Origin of the sequence: Pseudomonas sp. NC02, from assembly GCF_002874965.1 — a bacterium.
Lineage (GTDB): Bacteria > Pseudomonadota > Gammaproteobacteria > Pseudomonadales > Pseudomonadaceae > Aquipseudomonas.
Genome location: NZ_CP025624.1, coordinates 1711482 through 1728421 on the forward strand (window position 1 = coordinate 1711482; position 16940 = coordinate 1728421).

A 16940-nucleotide genomic window follows, 5' to 3' on the forward strand; every position below is an offset into this window, starting at 1 on the left:
TATGGCGGATACGCGTCGTTGGGTGTGGCTTGGCGGGATTGTCCTGCTGTGCGTTTTTGTGTTCCTGCTGCATTCGATCCTGACGCCGTTCCTGGTCGCGTTACTGCTGGCCTACCTGTTCGATCCGGTGGTGGATCGCCTGGAAAAGATCGGCCTGTCACGTACCTGGGGCGTGGTGGCGGTGTTTGCGTTGTTCACCTTGATCATCACCGCGCTGGTCCTGGTGCTGGTGCCGATGTTGGCCAAGCAGCTGTTCAAGCTCTATGAGCTGGCGCCGCAGATGCTCGACTGGCTGCAACACACGGCCATGCCGTGGGCGCAGGCCAAGCTGGGGCTGGCAGACGGCTTCTGGAAGTTCGATAAGGTCAAGGCGGCCATCAGCGAGCACATGGGCCAGACCACCGACATTGTCGGCGTGGTGCTGAGCCAGGCGACGGCGTCGAGCCTGGCACTGATTGGCTGGCTGACCAACCTGGTGCTGATCCCGGTCGTGGCGTTCTACCTGCTGCGGGACTGGGACATCATGATGGCCAAGATCCGCGGCCTGCTGCCGCGCGACCGTGAGGAGCGCATTGTCTCCCTGGCCGAGGAGTGTCATGAGGTGCTCGGCGCCTTCGTCCGTGGCCAGTTGCTGGTGATGCTGGCGCTGGGGATCATCTACGCGGCGGGGTTGATGGCGATCGGCCTGGAACTGGGGCTGTTGATCGGCCTGATCGCCGGCCTGGCAGCCATCGTGCCTTATATGGGCTTTGTGATTGGTATCGGTGCGGCGCTGGTGGCCGGGTTGTTCCAGTTCCACGGCGACCTGTACCCGATGCTCGGGATTGTCGCGGTGTTCATGGTCGGCCAGGCCCTGGAAGGCATGGTGCTGACGCCATTGCTGGTGGGCGACCGGATCGGCCTGCACCCGGTGGCGGTGATCTTTGCGATCCTGGCGGGCGGCGAGCTGTTCGGCTTTACCGGCATCCTGCTGGCGCTGCCGGTGGCGGCGGTGATCATGGTGCTGGTGCGCCATGTGCACGACTTGTACAAGGACTCGGACATGTACGCCGGAACCGACGAACCGGAGTTATAACCGCAGCATCACAAACCCGGCTCAAGGCCGGGTTTGTCATTTATCGGCTCTGGCGTTTCGCCATTGCGTCAAACATTCCTCACCAAATCCAACAAGTTAACGCAAACCTTTGATTTTGCTTGTGGTCTGCTGCATTGTGCGCCCGGCGTCACGGGTATAAACTTTGCAAACTTTACACAGAGGTCACTAACGGTTCGATTGGAACCGTTCAGTCAGCATGAAACCGATTCAGCTGCCCCTAGGTGTGCGTCTGCGTGACGACGCCACCTTTATCAATTACTACCCAGGCGCCAATGCCGCTGCACTCGGCTATGTCGAGCGGCTCTGCGAAGCCGACGCCGGGTGGACCGAAAGCTTGATCTACCTCTGGGGCAAGCACGGCGTGGGGCGTACCCACTTGTTACAGGCCGCTTGCCTGCGCTTCGAACAGATGGGGGAACCGGCGGTGTACCTGCCGCTGGCGGAGCTGCTGGACCGCGGTATCGAGATCCTCGACAACCTTGAACAATACGAACTGGTCTGCCTGGACGATTTGCAGGCAGTGGCGGGGCGGGCAGATTGGGAAGAGGCACTGTTCCATCTGTTCAACCGATTGCGTGACAGCGGCCGGCGTTTGTTGATTGCCGCCTCCACCTCGCCACGTGAGCTGCCGGTGAAGCTGGCGGACTTGAAGTCGAGGCTGACCCTGGCGCTGATTTTCCAGATGCGCCCGTTGTCCGACGAAGACAAACTGCGGGCCCTGCAACTGCGTGCTTCGCGCCGCGGGTTGCACCTGACCGATGAAGTCGGGCATTTTATTCTCACTCGCGGTACACGCAGCATGAGCGCACTGTTCGACTTGCTCGAACAGCTCGACCAGGCTTCCTTGCAAGCCCAGCGCAAGCTGACTATTCCCTTCCTCAAAGAAACCCTGGGCTGGTAGCCAGCCCTTTAAAACCGGGGCTTTCGGCAAATTACAGGCGCCAGAAAACCTGCGTTTGGGCCGTTTTGGCCACGCAAATGGCTGGCATAGGGTGTTAAGGGCTTAGATGTCATAGTCCAAACAAGAAGTCACATAGATCACGATTGAATTTGCAAATCGATGTGATAGAAGGCATAGTCTCGGCTTCTTTACACATCAGCCACGGTCGTGCCCATGCTAAATCGCTTCGCACCCCTCGTGCCTCTCGCACTCGTTACCCTGTTGTTTGGTTGCGCCACCCACACTCAAAACGTGGCTGAGCAGCAAAAACCAGTACAGCAGTCTCAGGCAAAATTCGTTGCGTCGCAGTCTTCCACTGTTTATCAGGAAGAGATCGCAACTGAAAAAGAACTCGCCGACTTCACCGGCGCCAAGCCTTACCAGCTTCCAGTTCTGGCCGACAGCATTCTCGAACGCGGCATGTCCCTGATCGGAACCCGTTACCGTTTCGGCGGTACCTCTGAAGCCGGTTTCGACTGCAGCGGTTTCATCGGCTACCTGTTCCGCGAGGAAGCCGGCATGAACCTGCCGCGTTCCACCCGCGAAATGATCAACGTGGATGCACCGTTGGTCGCGCGGAACAACCTCAAGCCCGGTGATCTGCTTTTCTTTAGTACGGCTGGCCGTGGTCGTGTCAGCCACGCCGGTATCTACCTGGGCGACAACCAGTTTATCCACTCCAGCAGCCGCCGCAGCGGTGGTGTGCGAGTCGACAACCTGGGTGACAGCTACTGGAGCAAAACCTTCATCGAAGCCAAGCGCGCCCTGGCGATGGCCCCGACTACCGTTACCGCCAGCAAGTAAAGTTAAAGTGATACTTGAAGTTTGACGTGTAAGCGCTAGAATCCCTGGACATTGTTGTAAATTGATCGCGCGAGCTTTGCTTGCGCGTTCTGTTTTTCAACGTTCGGCAGCGAAAGCCGCATCCAGATCAGGATTGTTCTGCCCATGTCGACCTCGGCCCGCCTAATTCTTCTCGTTTGCGCCGCGCTGCTCAGCGCCTGCGCAAGTCGTCCTCCGCCTGCTCCCGTGGCCGTCAAGCCCAAGCCGGTGTTCAACACCTATGCCACCCAAAGTTTCTCGCCTGCGGCCGAAGACGTGCTTTTTCGTGCACTGGGCCTGGTCGGCACGCCTTATCGTTGGGGCGGCAACACGCCGGACTCGGGGTTTGATTGCAGTGGCTTGATCGGTTTCGTCTACCGTGACGCGGCGGGCATCTCCTTGCCACGTACCACTCGCGAGCTGATCGTGATGCGCGCCCAGGACGTGAGCGAAAACAACCTGCAGACCGGTGACCTGATCTTCTTCGCCACGGGTGGCGGCTCGCAGGTCAGCCACGCCGGGATCTACGTGGGAGAAGGGCGCTTTGTGCATGCGCCGCAAACCGGCGGTACGGTGAAGCTGGACACGCTGTCCAAAGCCTATTGGCAAAACGCCTACCTGAGCGCCAAGCGTGTGTTGCCAGCCGAGCACCTGGCACGAAACCCATAGGAAAACACGAAACCAAATGTGGGAGCGGGCTTGCTCGCGAATGCGGTGGATCAGTCGACAACAAGCTGACTGACACACTGCATTCGCGAGCAAGCCCGCTCCCATATTTGTTTTGCGGTGTTTGCGAAGCTGGCTATTTAGCCGCCGACACTCGCCACACCTTGTTCCCCACGTCATCCGCCACCAGCAAATCCCCCTGCTTGTCGATCACCACGCCGACCGGGCGGCCCATGGCTTTCTCATCGCTATTGAGGAACCCGGTCAGCACATCCACCGGCTGGCCTTTGGGTTTGCCGCCTTCAAACGGCACGAAGATCACCTTGTAGCCACTGTGGGGCTTGCGGTTCCAAGAACCATGCTGGCCGATAAACGCGCCATTGCTGAATTGTGCCGGTAGCTTGCTGCCCTCGGCAAAGGTCAGTCCCAGGGAGGCTGTGTGCGGGCCCACCGCGTAGTCCGGGGCAATCGCCTTGGCTACCAGTTCCGGGTTCTGCGGACTCACCCGCACATCCACGTGCTGCCCGTAGTAACTGAAGGGCCAGCCATAGAACGCGCCATCCTTGACCGAGGTGATGTAGTCCGGCACCAGGTCGCTGCCGATTTCATCGCGCTCATTGACCGCCGTCCACAGCTTGCCGCTTTGCGGTTCCCAAGCCATGCCGTTGGGGTTGCGCAGGCCGGAGGCGAAGATGCGGTGCTGGCCGGTGGCGCGGTCCACTTCCCAGATCGCGGCGCGGCCTTGTTCGGCTTCCAGGCCGTTTTCCGCGACGTTGCTGTTGGAGCCCACGCTGACGTACAACTTGCTGCCGTCCTGGCTCGCGACCACGTTCTTGGTCCAGTGATGGTTGATGCTGCCGCCCGGCAAGTCGGTCACCGTGGTGCCGGCTTCCTTGATCGAGGTTTCGCCTGGCTGATAGGGGAAGCGCAGCAGCTTGTCCGAATCGGCCACATACAGGTCGCTGCCCACCAGTGTCATGCCGAACGGCGAGTTCAGGTTCTCCAGGAACACCGTGCGGGTTTCGGCTATGCCGTCGTGGTCGGCGTCCCGCAGCAGGGTGATGCGGTTGGGGCTCGGCACGGCGGCCCCGGCGCGGCCCATGACTTTCTCCATCACCCAGCCACGAATACCCTTGGAATCGTCCGGTTTGGGCGGCGCATTGGTTTCTGCCACCAGCACATCGCCATTGGGCAGCACATACAGCCAGCGCGGATGGTCCAGGCCTTCGGCAAACGCCGCTACTTGAGTGCCTGCCGCCGCCGTTGGCTTGGTGCCTTCGGGCCAGCCGATGGCCGGGGCGATATTCACCGTGGGGATCAGGGTTTTATTCGGTTCCGGCAGTTTGGGCGAGGGCCCGGTGCCGTCGGACACTTGCAGGGTAGAGCTTTCGCCGCAGGCGGCGAGGGTGCCGGCGAGCATGATCAGTAGGGCAAGTCGGGTCTTGTGCATGGTTTTCTCCTTAATACCTGTAGCGGTAGAGGCACGCAGCGGCCCGATGGTTCACGCGCATGTCCGGCTTTAATTGACGCTCCACCCCCAACCCACTAACCTTCGCGGCTTGTTTCAGGTGCTCTGTGGCGTACGCGCCGACTGAGTGAAACAGGGAAGCCGGTGAGTGAGCGCATTTTTCTACAGTGCTGCCACGATCCCGGAGCTGCCCCCGCAACGGTAAATGAGTCAAGACGGTGCCTTAAGCCACTGTATCGCCCGCGATATGGGAAGGCGCACCTTCGGCATCCAATGCCACTCATGAGCCCGGAGACCGGCCTGATCCATCCAACAGCATCACGGTGGGCGATGCTTGGCTGTCTGTATGTGTCTTTTTCCTGCCCGCCGTTTTTGTCCAGCCCCAACGGAGAGCTGCCATGACTGAATCCCCCGATCGTGACGAACGCCACCTGGCGCGCATGCTGCGCAAAAAAGCCGTGATTGACGAGCGCATTGCCAATTCACCGAACGAGTGCGGGTTGCTGCTGGTGCTTACCGGCAATGGCAAAGGCAAGAGCAGCTCGGCCTTTGGCATGCTCGCCCGGGCCATGGGCCACGGCATGCAGTGTGGCGTGGTGCAGTTCATCAAGGGCCGCAACAGCACTGGCGAAGAACTGTTCTTCCGCCGTTTCCCCGAGCAGGTGCGCTTCCACGTGATGGGCGAAGGTTTTACCTGGGAAACCCAGGACCGCGCCCGCGACATCGTGGCCGCCGAAGCCGCCTGGGCGGTCTCCCGGGAAATGCTGCAGAACCCGGCCATCGGCCTGGTGGTGCTGGATGAACTGAACATCGCCCTCAAGCACGGCTACCTCGACCTGGACCAGGTACTCAGCGACCTGCAGGCCCGCCCGCCGATGCAACACGTGCTCGTCACCGGCCGTGGCGCGAAACCCGAATTGATCGAAATGGCCGACACCGTAACTGAAATGGGCATGCTCAAGCATGCGTTCCAGGCGGGTATCAAGGCGCAGAAAGGCATCGAACTTTGAATCAGCCCCGTCACTGTCCTGCTGTGCTGATCGCCGCACCGGCGTCCGGCCAGGGCAAAACCACCGTCACCGCCGCGCTCGCCCGTTTGCACCGCAACCTGGGGCGCAAGGTGCGAGTGTTCAAATGCGGCCCGGACTTTCTCGACCCGATGATCCACGAGCGCGCCAGTGGTGCGCCGGTCTATCAATTGGACATGTGGATGGTCGGCGAGCAGGAAAGTCGCCGATTGCTGTGGGAAGCGGCGGGGGAAGCCGACCTGATCCTGATCGAAGGCGTGATGGGCCTGTTCGACGGCACGCCGTCCAGCGCCGACCTGGCGCGGCATTTTGGCGTGCCGGTACTGGCGGTCATCGATGGCACGGCCATGGCCCAGACGTTCGGTGCCCTGGCATTGGGCTTGGCGCGTTACCAGGCGGACCTGCCGTTTGCCGGCGTGCTGGCCAACCGCGTCGGCACGCTGCGCCATGCGCAACTGCTTGAAGGCAGCCTGACCGAAGGCCTGCGTTGGTACGGCGCACTGTCCCGGGAAACCGGGATCGAATTGCCCAGCCGCCACCTTGGCCTGGTGCAGGCCAGCGAATTGAACGACCTCGACCTGCGCCTCGACGCCGCCGCCCAGGCCCTGGGCAGCAGCTGTGAGGTAGCGCTGCCACCGCCGGTGGAATTCGCTGCGCCCGAGGTGATCGAGGCCCAACCGTTGCTGGCCGGCGTGCGCATCGCCGTGGCCCGCGACGAAGCCTTCGCGTTTACCTACGGCGCCAGCCTCGACCTGTTGCGAGCGATGGGCGCCGAGCTGCGCTTCTTCTCGCCGATTCGTGACCGCGCATTGCCCGAAGCTGACAGCCTCTACCTGCCCGGCGGTTATCCGGAATTGCATCACCAGGCGCTGTCGGAAAATACCGCGATGCTCGACGCCATCCGCGCCCACCACACTGCTGGCAAGCCACTGCTGGCCGAATGCGGCGGCATGCTCTATCTGCTGGACTCACTCACCGATGTCGACGGCACCCGTGCCGAACTGGTCGGCCTGCTCCAGGGCGACGCCGTGATGCAAAAGCGTCTGGCGGCACTGGCCCTGCAAAACGTCGAACTGCCCGAAGGCCTCTTGCGCGGTCACACCTACCATCACTCGCTGACCAGCACCGAGTGGCAGCCGATTGCCCGGGGCCTGAGCCCGAATGGCGGGCGCGGTGCCGAGGCGGTTTATCGTCAGGGCCGGATGACGGCTTCCTACGTGCACTTTTATTTCCCGTCCAACCCGATGGCGGTGGCTGCCTTGTTTGCGCCAAGCCTTGAGACCGCCATCGCAGGCAAGCCAGCTCCCACACTTGACCGAGTTGAAACGCAATCCAATGTGGGAGCGGGCTTGCTCGCGAAGAGGCCATGACTGACAACGCCTTTCCGGAAGCCGACCGCGAAGCCGTCTACCGCGCTATCGCCGAACGCCGCGACATGCGGCACTTCAGCGGTGGCAGCGTGGCGCCGCAATTGCTCCATCGCCTGCTGCAAGCCGCGCACCAGGCGCCGAGCGTCGGCTTGATGCAGCCCTGGCGTTTTATCCGCATCAGCGACCGCAACCTGCGCGGCCAGATCCAGCAGCTAGTGGAAGAAGAACGCGTACGCACCGCCGAGGCTCTCGGCGAGCGCTCCGACCAGTTCATGAAGCTCAAGGTCGAAGGCATCAACGATTGCGCCGAAGTGCTGGTGGCTGCCTTGATGGACGACCGCGAGCGGCATATCTTCGGGCGCCGCACCTTGCCGGAAATGGACATGGCATCGTTGTCCTGTGCGATTCAGAATCTATGGCTGGCGGCTCGTGTCGAAGGGCTGGGCATGGGCTGGGTCTCGCTGTTCGAGCCCCAGGCCCTGGCCGATCTGCTGGGCCTGCCGCCCGGTGCCAAGCCGTTGGCCGTGTTGTGCCTGGGCCCGGTGGCCGAGTTCTACCCGGCACCGATGTTGCAGCTCGAAGGCTGGACCGAACCACGGCCGCTGAGTGACATGTTGTACGAGAATGTTTGGGGAGTGAGTCAATGAGTGTGGCCTTGCTGAGTGTCGCTGCCGTGGCGCTGGATGCGCTGCTGGGCGAGCCCAGGCGCTGGCATCCGCTGGTGGCGTTCGGTAATTTTGCCGGGCGTATCGAGCAGCGTTTCAACTCCGGCGGCCGTGGCTGGCGCAGCCATGGCGTTACCGCCTGGGTGATCGCGGTGGTGCCGCTGACCCTGCTGGCCACGGCCCTCTCGTGGGCGCCCTACATCGGCTGGGTCCTGGAAATCCTCGCATTGTATTGCGCCCTCGGCATGCGCAGCCTCGGCGAACACGTGCTGCCGGTGGCGCAAGCGTTACGCAGTGATGATCTGGACGAGGCCCGCAAGCGTGTCAGCTATCTGGTGAGCCGCCAGACCAGCGAGCTGGATCGCACCGAAGTCGCCCGTGCAGCCACCGAATCGGTGCTGGAAAACGGCAGCGACGCGGTATTTGCCGCCTTGTTCTGGTTTGTGGTCGCTGGCGTGCCCGGCGTGGTGCTCTATCGCCTGAGCAACACCCTGGATGCCATGTGGGGCTATCGCAATGAACGCTTTGAGCGTTTCGGCTGGGCCGCAGCAAAGATCGATGACGTGCTCAACTACATTCCGGCGCGCCTGGTGGCGTTGACCTACGCGCTGCTGGGCAAAACCCGCCTGGCTCTCAAATGCTGGCGCACCCAGGGCCCGACCTGGGACAGCCCCAACGCCGGCCCGGTGATGGCTGCGGGTGCCGGTGCCCTTGGCGTGGAGTTGGGCGGTGCAGCGATTTATCACGGTGAGCTGCACCAGCGCCCGCCACTGGGCGAAGGCCCGCCGGCGGATGCGGATTCCATCGAGCGTGGCTGGCAACTGGTGCAACGCGGCGTGTGGCTGTGGTTGCTGATCCTGTGTGTGGGGGCTGAGTTTTATGCTTGAGCACGGTGGCCGCTTGCGCAAGGCGGCGATGCAGTACGGCATTCCAGAAGCAGACTGGCTGGACCTGTCCAGCGGCCTGGCGCCATGGCCGTTTCCGATTCCGGAAATCCCGCTGCGGGCCTGGGCGCGCCTGCCTGAAAACGACGACGGCCTGGAGCAGGCTGCCTGTGAATATTACGGCACGCCCCATGTATTGCCGGTGGCCGGCTCCCAGGCCGCGATCCAGTTATTGCCGCGCCTGCGCCGGGCCGGCAAGGTCGGTGTGCTGTCGCCGTGTTACGCCGAACACGCAGAAGCCTGGCGTCGCGCCGGCTACATCGTGCGCGAAGTGCTGGAGCAGGAAGTCGACTTCTTCCTCGACAGCCTCGACGTGCTGGTGGTGGTCAACCCCAACAACCCCACCGGCCTGAGCCTGACGCCGCAACGCCTGCTGGACTGGCATGCTCGCCTGGCCCAACGCGGCGGCTGGCTGGTGGTGGATGAAGCCTTCATGGACATCACCCCGCAACTGAGCCTGGCGGGCCAGGCCCATCAAGTCGGCCTGATCGTGCTGCGCTCGTTCGGCAAATTCTTCGGCCTGGCCGGAGTGCGGCTGGGGTTCGTGCTGGCCGAGCGCAAGCTGCTCAAGCTGCTCGCCGAACAGGTGGGGCCGTGGGCCGTCAGCGGGCCGACGCGGGTGCTTGGGCAAGTATGCCTGCGCGATACGGCCGGCCATGCGCAACAGCGGCTGCGTTGCGAATCGGCCAGCCAGCGCCTGTTTGATGTGCTTGAACGCCACGACTTGCGGCCCCAGGGCGGCTGCGCGTTGTTCCAGTGGATGATCACGGACCGGGCTGAGCAGCTGCATGAATTCATGGCCCAGCGCGGCATTCTGCTGCGCTTGTTTGTCGACAACAGCAGCCTGCGTTTCGGCCTGCCGGATACCGAGGCCGACTGGTTGCGGCTGGAACAGGCACTGAAGACCTACAAGGAAGCCTCATGAGTACCTTGATGGTGCAGGGCACCACCTCTGACGCCGGCAAAAGCACGCTGGTGACCGCACTCTGCCGCTGGCTGGTGCGCCAGGGCATCCCGGTGGTGCCCTTCAAGCCGCAGAACATGGCGCTCAACAGCGCCGTGACCGCCGAAGGTGGCGAGATCGGACGGGCCCAGGCGGTGCAGGCCCAGGCCGCGAACCTGGCGCCCCATACCGACATGAACCCGGTATTGCTCAAGCCCAACAGTGACACGGGCTCCCAGGTGATTATCCATGGGCGCGCCGTGACCACCATGAATGCGGTGGCCTACCACGATTACAAAGCCATCGCGATGCAGGCGGTGCTGGCCTCCCACGCGCGCTTGAGTGCGGCGTATCCGGTGGTGATGGTCGAGGGTGCGGGTTCACCGGCCGAGATCAACCTGCGGGCGAATGATATTGCCAACATGGGCTTTGCCGAGGCGGTGGACTGCCCGGTACTGCTGATTGCCGACATCAATCGTGGCGGGGTGTTTGCGCACCTGGTGGGTACGCTGGAATTGTTGTCGCCGACCGAACAGGCGCGGGTCAAAGGCTTCATCATCAACCGGTTTCGCGGGGATATTGCGCTGTTGCAGCCGGGGCTGGATTGGCTGGAAGCGCGCACGGGCAAGCCGGTGGTGGGGGTGTTGCCGTATGTGATGGATTTGCACCTGGAGGCCGAGGACGGCATCGACCAGCGCCAGATTGACAAGGCGGCGCAGGTGCTCAAGGTGGTGGTGCCGGTGTTGCCGCGGATCAGTAATCACACGGATTTTGATCCGTTGCGCTTGCACCCGCAGGTGGATTTGCAGTTTGTGGGGCCGGGGCAGGCGATTCCTGCGGCGGACCTGATTGTTTTGCCGGGCTCGAAGAGTGTGCGCAGTGATTTGGCGTATTTGCGGGCCAATGGGTGGGACACGGCGGTGGCGCGGCACCTGCGTTATGGCGGGAAGGTGCTGGGGATTTGTGGTGGGTTGCAGATGCTCGGCGAGCAGGTGCACGACCCGCTGGGGTTGGAAGGGCCTTGTGGTTCTAGCGCTGGGCTGGGGTTGTTGGCGTTCAGTACGACCCTGGAGGAGGAGAAGCAGCTGCGTAACGTGCGGGGGCGGTTGTTGCTGGAGGATACCGAGGTGAGTGGGTATGAGATCCACGCGGGTGTAACCAGTGGCGCTGGCTTGGTGCGGGCTGCGGTGCAGTTGGACGATGGGCGCCTGGATGGGGCTCAGAGTGAGGATGGGCAGGTTCTCGGGACCTATCTGCACGGGGTGTTTGAGACGCCGGCTGCATGTAGTGCGTTGTTGCGGTGGGCGGGGTTGGAGGATGTGCAGGAGGTGGATTATCACGGGTTGCGGGAGCGGGATATTGAGCGGTTGGCGGACTTGGTAGAGCGGCATCTGGATACCGGGTTGCTGCGTTCGTTGTGTGGGGTTTGAGTTGGTTGTAATGGACCGTGTACATATCCGTTGCTGCGGTAACGGCCGCTTATGGTTCCGCTCTTACAGCGGGTCACTTTTGGCAAACGCCCCAAAAGTAACCAAAAGGTCTTTGCCCCACCACTCGGTGCCTCGCCTAGGCTCGGCATGCCCGCACTCCGGCCCGGTTCCGCGGGCCGCCGCGACGGGCCATCCATGGCCCGGCGCGGCTAAATCGGCATCCTTGCCGATTTACCCGCTCCACCGTGCCTACTTGCGGCCATCGTGGTTGACGGGGCCCGCAGATCAAAATCAAAAGCAGATCAAGATCAAAGGCACGCAGCCTCGCTGGCGCTCGACAACTGCTACGGGCGGTGTGGCTCTGCTTTTCTGTAGGAGCTGGCTTGCCGGCGATGCAGACAACTCGGTGCATCAGGTACACCCAGTTGATGCTATCGCAGGCAAGCCAGCTCCCACATTTGACCGTGCCCGATTCTGATCTTGCTGTTGCTGTTGCTTCACCACACTCAAGCCGGCCGGTAGGCCGCTGTGCTCTTGATCTGCTTTTGATCTTGATCTTGGGCGCCCCGTTAAACCACGCTGGCCGAACGCAGGCTTTGGAGCGTGGGTAACCCGGCAGGACGCCGGGTTAGCCGTCATGGGCCAGGGATGGCCCATGACGGCGGCCCACGGTCCAAAGCCGGAGTGAGGGCACACCGAGCCTAGGCGAGGTGCCGAGTGGTGGGGCAAGAGCGTTTTGCTTACTTTTGCGCTTTTCAAAAGTGAGCCGCTGTAAGAGCGGAACCATAAGCCGCCGTTACCGAAATAACGGATATACACACCGTCAAAAACAGAGGCACACCCCATGCTCCAGTTGATCCTCGGCGGCGCCCGCTCCGGCAAAAGCCGCCTGGCTGAAAAACTCGCCACCGACAGCGGCCTAAGCGTCACCTACATAGCGACCAGCCAACCCCTGGACGGCGAAATGACCGCACGCGTCGCCCACCACCGCGAGCGGCGCCCGACCGAATGGGGCCTGATCGAAGAGCCCATCGAACTGGCCCGTGTCCTCAAGGAAAACGCCACCCCGAACCATTGCCTGCTGGTTGACTGCCTGACCCTATGGCTCACCAACCTGCTGATGCTCGAAGACCCCGACCGTCTCAAAGAAGAGCGTGAGGCCTTGCTCCAAACCCTGGCCACCCTCCCAGGAGAAATCATTTTTGTCAGCAACGAGACCGGAATGGGTGTCGTGCCGCTGGGCGAATTGACTCGCCGCTATGTCGATGAAGCCGGTTGGCTGCATCAAGCCTTGGCCGAACGTTGTCAGCGCGTTGTCCTGACCGTCGCCGGCCTGCCCCTGACTTTGAAAGGTACTGCGTTATGACCGACACCTGGTGGCTCAACCCCTGCAAGGCGATCGACCCCCAAGCCCACGAACAAGCCCTGGCCCGTCAGCAGCAACTGACCAAACCCGCCGGCTCCCTCGGCCAGCTGGAAGCCGTGGCCGTCCAACTGGCCGGCCTCCAGGGCCAGGTCAAACCCAGCGTCGACCACCTGTGGATCGCGATCTTCGCCGGCGACCACGGCGTCGTCGCCGAAGGTGTCTCCGCCTTCCCCCAGGAAGTCACCGGCCAGATGCTTCACAACTTCGTCACCGGTGGCGCCGCCATCAGCGTGCTTGCGCGCCAACTCGACGCCAAGCTGGAAGTGGTCGATCTCGGCACCATCACCCCGACGTTGAACCTACCGGGCGTCCGCCACCTGAATATCGGTCTCGGCACCGCCAACTTCGTCAACGGCCCGGCAATGACCGAAGCCCAGGGCCAACTGGCCCTGCAAGCCGGCCGCGACAGCGTGCACCGCGCTATCACCAGCGGTGCGCAACTGTTTATCGGCGGCGAAATGGGCATTGGCAACACCACCGCCGCCAGTGCCCTGGCCTGCGCGCTGCTGGATTGCCAGGTCAGTGACTTGACCGGCCCCGGCACCGGCCTGAACGCCCAGGGTGTCAGCCATAAGGTCGCCGTCATCGAGCGCGCCCTTGCGCTGCACGCCAGCGACCGCGACGACGCACTGAAAACCCTGTTCAACCTCGGCGGCTTTGAGATTGCCGCACTGGTCGGTGCCTATCTGGCCTGTGCCCAAGAAGGTGTCGTGGTGCTGGTGGACGGTTTTATATGCACCGTCGCCGCCTTGGTCGCGACGCGCCTGAACCCCGGCTGTCGTGAATGGCTGCTGTTCGGCCACCGCGGTGCCGAGCCCGGCCATCGTCACGTGCTGCAAAGCCTCAACGCCGAGCCTTTGCTGGAACTCGGGCTGCGCCTGGGTGAAGGCAGTGGCGCCGCGCTCGCTGTGCCGTTGCTGCGCCTGGCCTGCGCGCTGCACGGGCAGATGGCGACCTTCGCCGAAGCAGCCGTAGCGGATCGCCCGGCATGACTTTGCGCCTGGACCTGCTGCGCCACGGCGAAACCGAACTGGGCGGCGGCTTGCGCGGCAGCCTGGACGATGCGCTCACGGCCAAGGGCTGGGAGCAGATGCGTGAGGCGGTGGTGGCGCAGGGCCCTTGGGAGCGTCTGGTCAGTTCGCCGCTGCAACGTTGTGCGCGGTTTGCCGAGGAGTTGGGCACGCGCCTGAACCTGCCGGTCACCCTCGAAAAGGATCTGCAGGAACTGCACTTCGGCGCCTGGGAAGGGCAGAGCGCTGCAGCCTTGATGGAAACCGACGCCGACGCGCTGGGCCTGTTCTGGGCTGATCCCTACAGTTTCACGCCGCCGCAGGGCGAGCCGGTTTCACAGTTTTCCGCGCGTGTTTTGGGGGCTGTCGGCCGCTTGTATCAAGCTTATGCCGGCCAGCGAGTGCTGCTGATCAGCCATGGTGGAGTCATGCGTTTGCTGCTGGCCCAGGCGCGAGGCCTGCCGCGTGAGCAACTGTTGAATGTCGAAGTCGGCCATGGTGGCCTGTTCAGCCTGCAGGTCGAGGCGGATGGCGTATTAAGGGAAGGACGCTGAGCATGTTGCCGTTCTGGATCGCCTTGCAGTTTCTCAGCAGCCTGCCGATTCGCTTGCCGGGCATGCCGCAGCCCCAGGAACTGGGGCGTTCGTTGCTGTTTTATCCGGTGGTGGGGCTGCTGTTCGGGCTACTGCTGTGGGGCTTGAACGCCGTGTTGATGGGCGCGCCATTGCTGCTGCACGCCGCGCTGCTGTTGACCGCATGGGTGCTGCTCAGTGGCGGCCTGCACCTGGACGGCCTGGCCGACAGCGCCGACGCCTGGCTCGGTGGCTTCGGTGACCGCGAGCGCACCCTGACCATCATGAAAGACCCGCGCAGCGGCCCGATCGCGGTGGTCACCCTGGGCCTGGTGTTGCTGCTCAAATTCACCGCGCTGGTGGCATTGATCGAGCAGCACAACGGCGCCGCGCTGATCCTCGCACCGTTGATTGGCCGCGCTTCGATGCTGGCGCTGTTTCTCACCACGCGCTATGTGCGCGCCGGTGGCCTGGGGCAGGCCCTGGCGGATCATTTGCCACGGATCGTCGGCCAACAGGTGCTGATCCTCAGCGGCCTGGCGTGTATCTTGATCGGCGGTTTCAGTGGCGGGATTGCCGTGCTGGTGGCTGCCCTTTGTTTTATCGGCTTGCGCCAATTGATGGTCAATCGCCTCGGCGGCACCACCGGCGACACCGCCGGCGCGCTGTTGGAGCTGCTGGAAGTGGCGGTGTTGATCAGTCTGGTGCTGTAACACTTTCTTGCATTTCATTAATCCCGGGTATATACACGCTCCATGCTTGCCTCCCAATGTTTATGCACAAACCTGCGTCGCGCCGCTCGTGGCGTCAGCAGGCATTACGACGGCGCTCTCGACGGCTTCGGGATCAACGTTGCCCAGTATTCTTTGCTGTGTAATCTGCAGCGCCTCGATCAACCGAGCATTTCCAGCCTGGCCGACGCCATGGGCCTGGATCGCAGCACACTGGGGCGCAACCTGCGGGTGCTGGAAGGCGAGGGCCTGGTGCAGTTGGTGGAGGGCGATGACTTGCGCAACCGCCTGGTCTTGCTGACCGAGGCGGGTATCGAACGGCTCGCCGCCGCATTGCCGGCCTGGGAAGCGGCGCAGCAGAAATTGATTGATAAGTTGGGCGCCGAAAAGCGCGAAACCCTGTTGGCCTTGCTGGATGAACTCGCTTGACGCGAGTTTGTTCGATGATAAGCGGGTATATACCCGCGAACGGAGAATAAGAAATGACCTCGATGTGGCGCACCAGCGGCTGGATTCTTGTGGGGAGTGCGCTGATCCTCGCGTTGTCCCTCGGCGTGCGACATGGCTTCGGCCTGTTCCTGGCGCCCATGAGTGCCGAATTCGGCTGGGGCCGTGAAACCTTTGCCTTTGCCATCGCCCTGCAAAACCTGATCTGGGGCCTGGCACAGCCATTTACCGGCGCCCTGGCCGACCGCTTCGGTGCGGCCAAGGTGGTGATGATCGGTGGCGTGCTCTACGCGCTGGGCCTGGTGTTCATGGGCCTTTCGGATTCAGCGTGGTCGCTGTCCCTGAGTGCCGGGTTGCTGATCGGCATTGGCCTGTCGGGTACTTCGTTCTCGGTGATCCTCGGGGTGGTGGGGCGTGCCGTGGCGCCGGAAAAACGCAGCATGGCCATGGGTATCGCCAGCGCCGCCGGCTCGTTCGGCCAGTTCGCCATGTTGCCGGGCACCCTCGGTTTGATCGGCTGGCTTGGCTGGTCCGCCGCGTTGCTGGTGCTGGGCCTGATGGTGGCGCTGATCGTGCCGTTGGTGACCATGCTCAAGGACCGACCGTTGCCTGCGGTGGCTGGCCAGCAGACCTTGCGCGAAGCCTTGGGTGAGGCCTGCTCCCATTCAGGGTTCTGGCTGCTGGCGTTCGGCTTTTTTGTCTGCGGTTTCCAGGTGGTGTTTATCGGCGTGCACTTGCCATCGTACCTGGTGGACCAGCACTTGCCGGCCTCGGTGGGGACGACCGTGCTGGCATTGATCGGCCTGTTTAATATCTTTGGCACCTATACCGCCGGATGGCTCGGCGGGCGCATGTCCAAACCCCGTTTGTTGACCGGTTTGTACTTGCTGCGGGCGGTGGTGATCGTGATCTTCCTGTGGGCGCCGGTGACGCAGACCAGCGCCTACCTGTTCGGCATGGCGATGGGCTTCTTGTGGCTGTCCACGGTGCCACTGACCAACGGCACGGTCGCGACCTTGTTTGGTGTCAGAAACCTTTCCATGCTCGGTGGGATAGTGTTCCTGTTCCATCAACTGGGCTCGTTCCTCGGCGGCTGGTTGGGCGGGGTGGTTTATGATCGAACCGGCAGCTACGATTTGATCTGGCAGGTGGCAATCGTCCTGAGCCTGGTGGCAGCGGCGCTGAACTGGCCGGTGCGCGAGCGCCCGGTGGCACGTTTGCAGGCGCAAATGGGGGTGGCATGAATTCGACCTGGCATTGGCTCGGCGCAGCAGGAGCAGGACTCTTGCTGCTGCTGGCGTGGTGGGGCTGGCAACAGGGCGGCCTGGCATTGATGCAGTTGGGCATGGCGATCTGTTAAGTTCTGTGTCTGAGACTTTTCA

At 62.8% G+C, this 16940-nt stretch carries 17 protein-coding genes and 1 riboswitch; of the genes, 16 read left to right on the top strand and 1 reads right to left on the bottom strand.

Features of this window, described 5'->3' with window-relative positions; translation table 11 throughout:
- The first annotated feature begins 1 nt into the window (after position 1).
- The 4 genes from C0058_RS08015 (at position 2) to C0058_RS08030 (ending at position 3527) form a co-directional block, all read left to right on the top strand.
- Positions 2-1075, top strand: a complete 1074-nt coding sequence (locus C0058_RS08015) for an AI-2E family transporter (protein ID WP_003210746.1) — start codon at positions 2-4, stop codon at positions 1073-1075.
- Between the two features lie 217 nt (positions 1076-1292).
- A complete protein-coding gene (gene hda, locus C0058_RS08020) occupies positions 1293-1997 on the top strand; it encodes a DnaA regulatory inactivator Hda (protein WP_003210747.1) in 705 nt (234 codons plus the stop codon).
- Between the two features lie 213 nt (positions 1998-2210).
- Positions 2211-2840 (top strand): C40 family peptidase, encoded by a 630-nt coding sequence (locus C0058_RS08025; RefSeq protein WP_102368343.1) that lies wholly within the window; start codon positions 2211-2213, stop codon positions 2838-2840.
- 144 nt (positions 2841-2984) lie between these two features.
- Positions 2985-3527: a C40 family peptidase gene (locus C0058_RS08030; RefSeq protein ID WP_003210749.1), complete on the top strand. Its 543-nt coding sequence runs from the start codon at positions 2985-2987 to the stop codon at positions 3525-3527.
- A gap of 133 nt (positions 3528-3660) precedes the next feature.
- Here the strand turns inward: C0058_RS08030 and C0058_RS08035 are convergent, their stop codons facing one another.
- Positions 3661-4974, bottom strand: a complete 1314-nt coding sequence (locus C0058_RS08035; protein WP_102368344.1) for a sorbosone dehydrogenase family protein — start codon at positions 4972-4974, stop codon at positions 3661-3663.
- A gap of 99 nt (positions 4975-5073) precedes the next feature.
- Positions 5074-5311: riboswitch (cobalamin riboswitch) on the top strand.
- Positions 5312-5390: 79 nt separating this feature from the next.
- Between C0058_RS08035 and cobO the strand changes: the two genes are divergently transcribed.
- The 12 genes from cobO (at position 5391) to C0058_RS08100 (ending at position 16802) form a co-directional block, all read left to right on the top strand.
- A complete protein-coding gene (gene cobO / locus C0058_RS08040) occupies positions 5391-6002 on the top strand; it encodes a cob(I)yrinic acid a,c-diamide adenosyltransferase (protein ID WP_003210751.1) in 612 nt (203 codons plus the stop codon).
- Positions 5999-7390, top strand: a complete 1392-nt coding sequence (locus tag C0058_RS08045; RefSeq protein WP_102368345.1) for a cobyrinate a,c-diamide synthase — start codon at positions 5999-6001, stop codon at positions 7388-7390. The genes cobO and C0058_RS08045 overlap by 4 nt, the downstream gene beginning before the upstream one ends.
- Positions 7387-8037: a 5,6-dimethylbenzimidazole synthase gene (gene bluB, locus C0058_RS08050; RefSeq protein WP_003210753.1), complete on the top strand. Its 651-nt coding sequence runs from the start codon at positions 7387-7389 to the stop codon at positions 8035-8037. Before C0058_RS08045 ends, bluB begins: the two co-directional genes overlap by 4 nt.
- A complete protein-coding gene (gene cbiB, locus C0058_RS08055; protein WP_087694822.1) occupies positions 8034-8942 on the top strand; it encodes an adenosylcobinamide-phosphate synthase CbiB in 909 nt (302 codons plus the stop codon). The genes bluB and cbiB overlap by 4 nt, the downstream gene beginning before the upstream one ends.
- Entirely contained in the window at positions 8935-9924 is a 990-nt protein-coding gene (cobD, locus tag C0058_RS08060) for a threonine-phosphate decarboxylase CobD (protein ID WP_102368346.1), read from the top strand. The genes cbiB and cobD overlap by 8 nt, the downstream gene beginning before the upstream one ends.
- A complete protein-coding gene (locus C0058_RS08065; RefSeq protein WP_102368347.1) occupies positions 9921-11372 on the top strand; it encodes a cobyric acid synthase in 1452 nt (483 codons plus the stop codon). The genes cobD and C0058_RS08065 overlap by 4 nt, the downstream gene beginning before the upstream one ends.
- 844 nt (positions 11373-12216) lie before the next feature.
- Positions 12217-12738 carry a bifunctional adenosylcobinamide kinase/adenosylcobinamide-phosphate guanylyltransferase gene (gene cobU, locus C0058_RS08075; RefSeq protein WP_102368348.1) on the top strand — a complete coding sequence of 174 codons (522 nt, stop codon included), beginning with the start codon at positions 12217-12219 and terminating at the stop codon, positions 12736-12738.
- The gene (cobT, locus tag C0058_RS08080) at positions 12735-13790 is read left to right on the top strand and encodes a nicotinate-nucleotide--dimethylbenzimidazole phosphoribosyltransferase (protein WP_008432703.1); all 1056 of its coding nucleotides are present in this window, start codon (positions 12735-12737) and stop codon (positions 13788-13790) included. Before cobU ends, cobT begins: the two co-directional genes overlap by 4 nt.
- Complete coding sequence (cobC, locus tag C0058_RS08085) at positions 13787-14362, top strand: alpha-ribazole phosphatase family protein (protein ID WP_102368349.1); 576 nt, start codon at positions 13787-13789, stop codon at positions 14360-14362. Before cobT ends, cobC begins: the two co-directional genes overlap by 4 nt.
- A gap of 2 nt (positions 14363-14364) precedes the next feature.
- A complete protein-coding gene (locus C0058_RS08090; protein WP_003214923.1) occupies positions 14365-15093 on the top strand; it encodes an adenosylcobinamide-GDP ribazoletransferase in 729 nt (242 codons plus the stop codon).
- Between the two features lie 42 nt (positions 15094-15135).
- A complete protein-coding gene (locus tag C0058_RS08095) occupies positions 15136-15540 on the top strand; it encodes a MarR family winged helix-turn-helix transcriptional regulator (RefSeq protein WP_003214925.1) in 405 nt (134 codons plus the stop codon).
- 62 nt (positions 15541-15602) lie between these two features.
- Positions 15603-16802, top strand: a complete 1200-nt coding sequence (locus tag C0058_RS08100; protein ID WP_161635735.1) for an MFS transporter — start codon at positions 15603-15605, stop codon at positions 16800-16802.
- Positions 16803-16940: the final 138 nt, after the last annotated feature.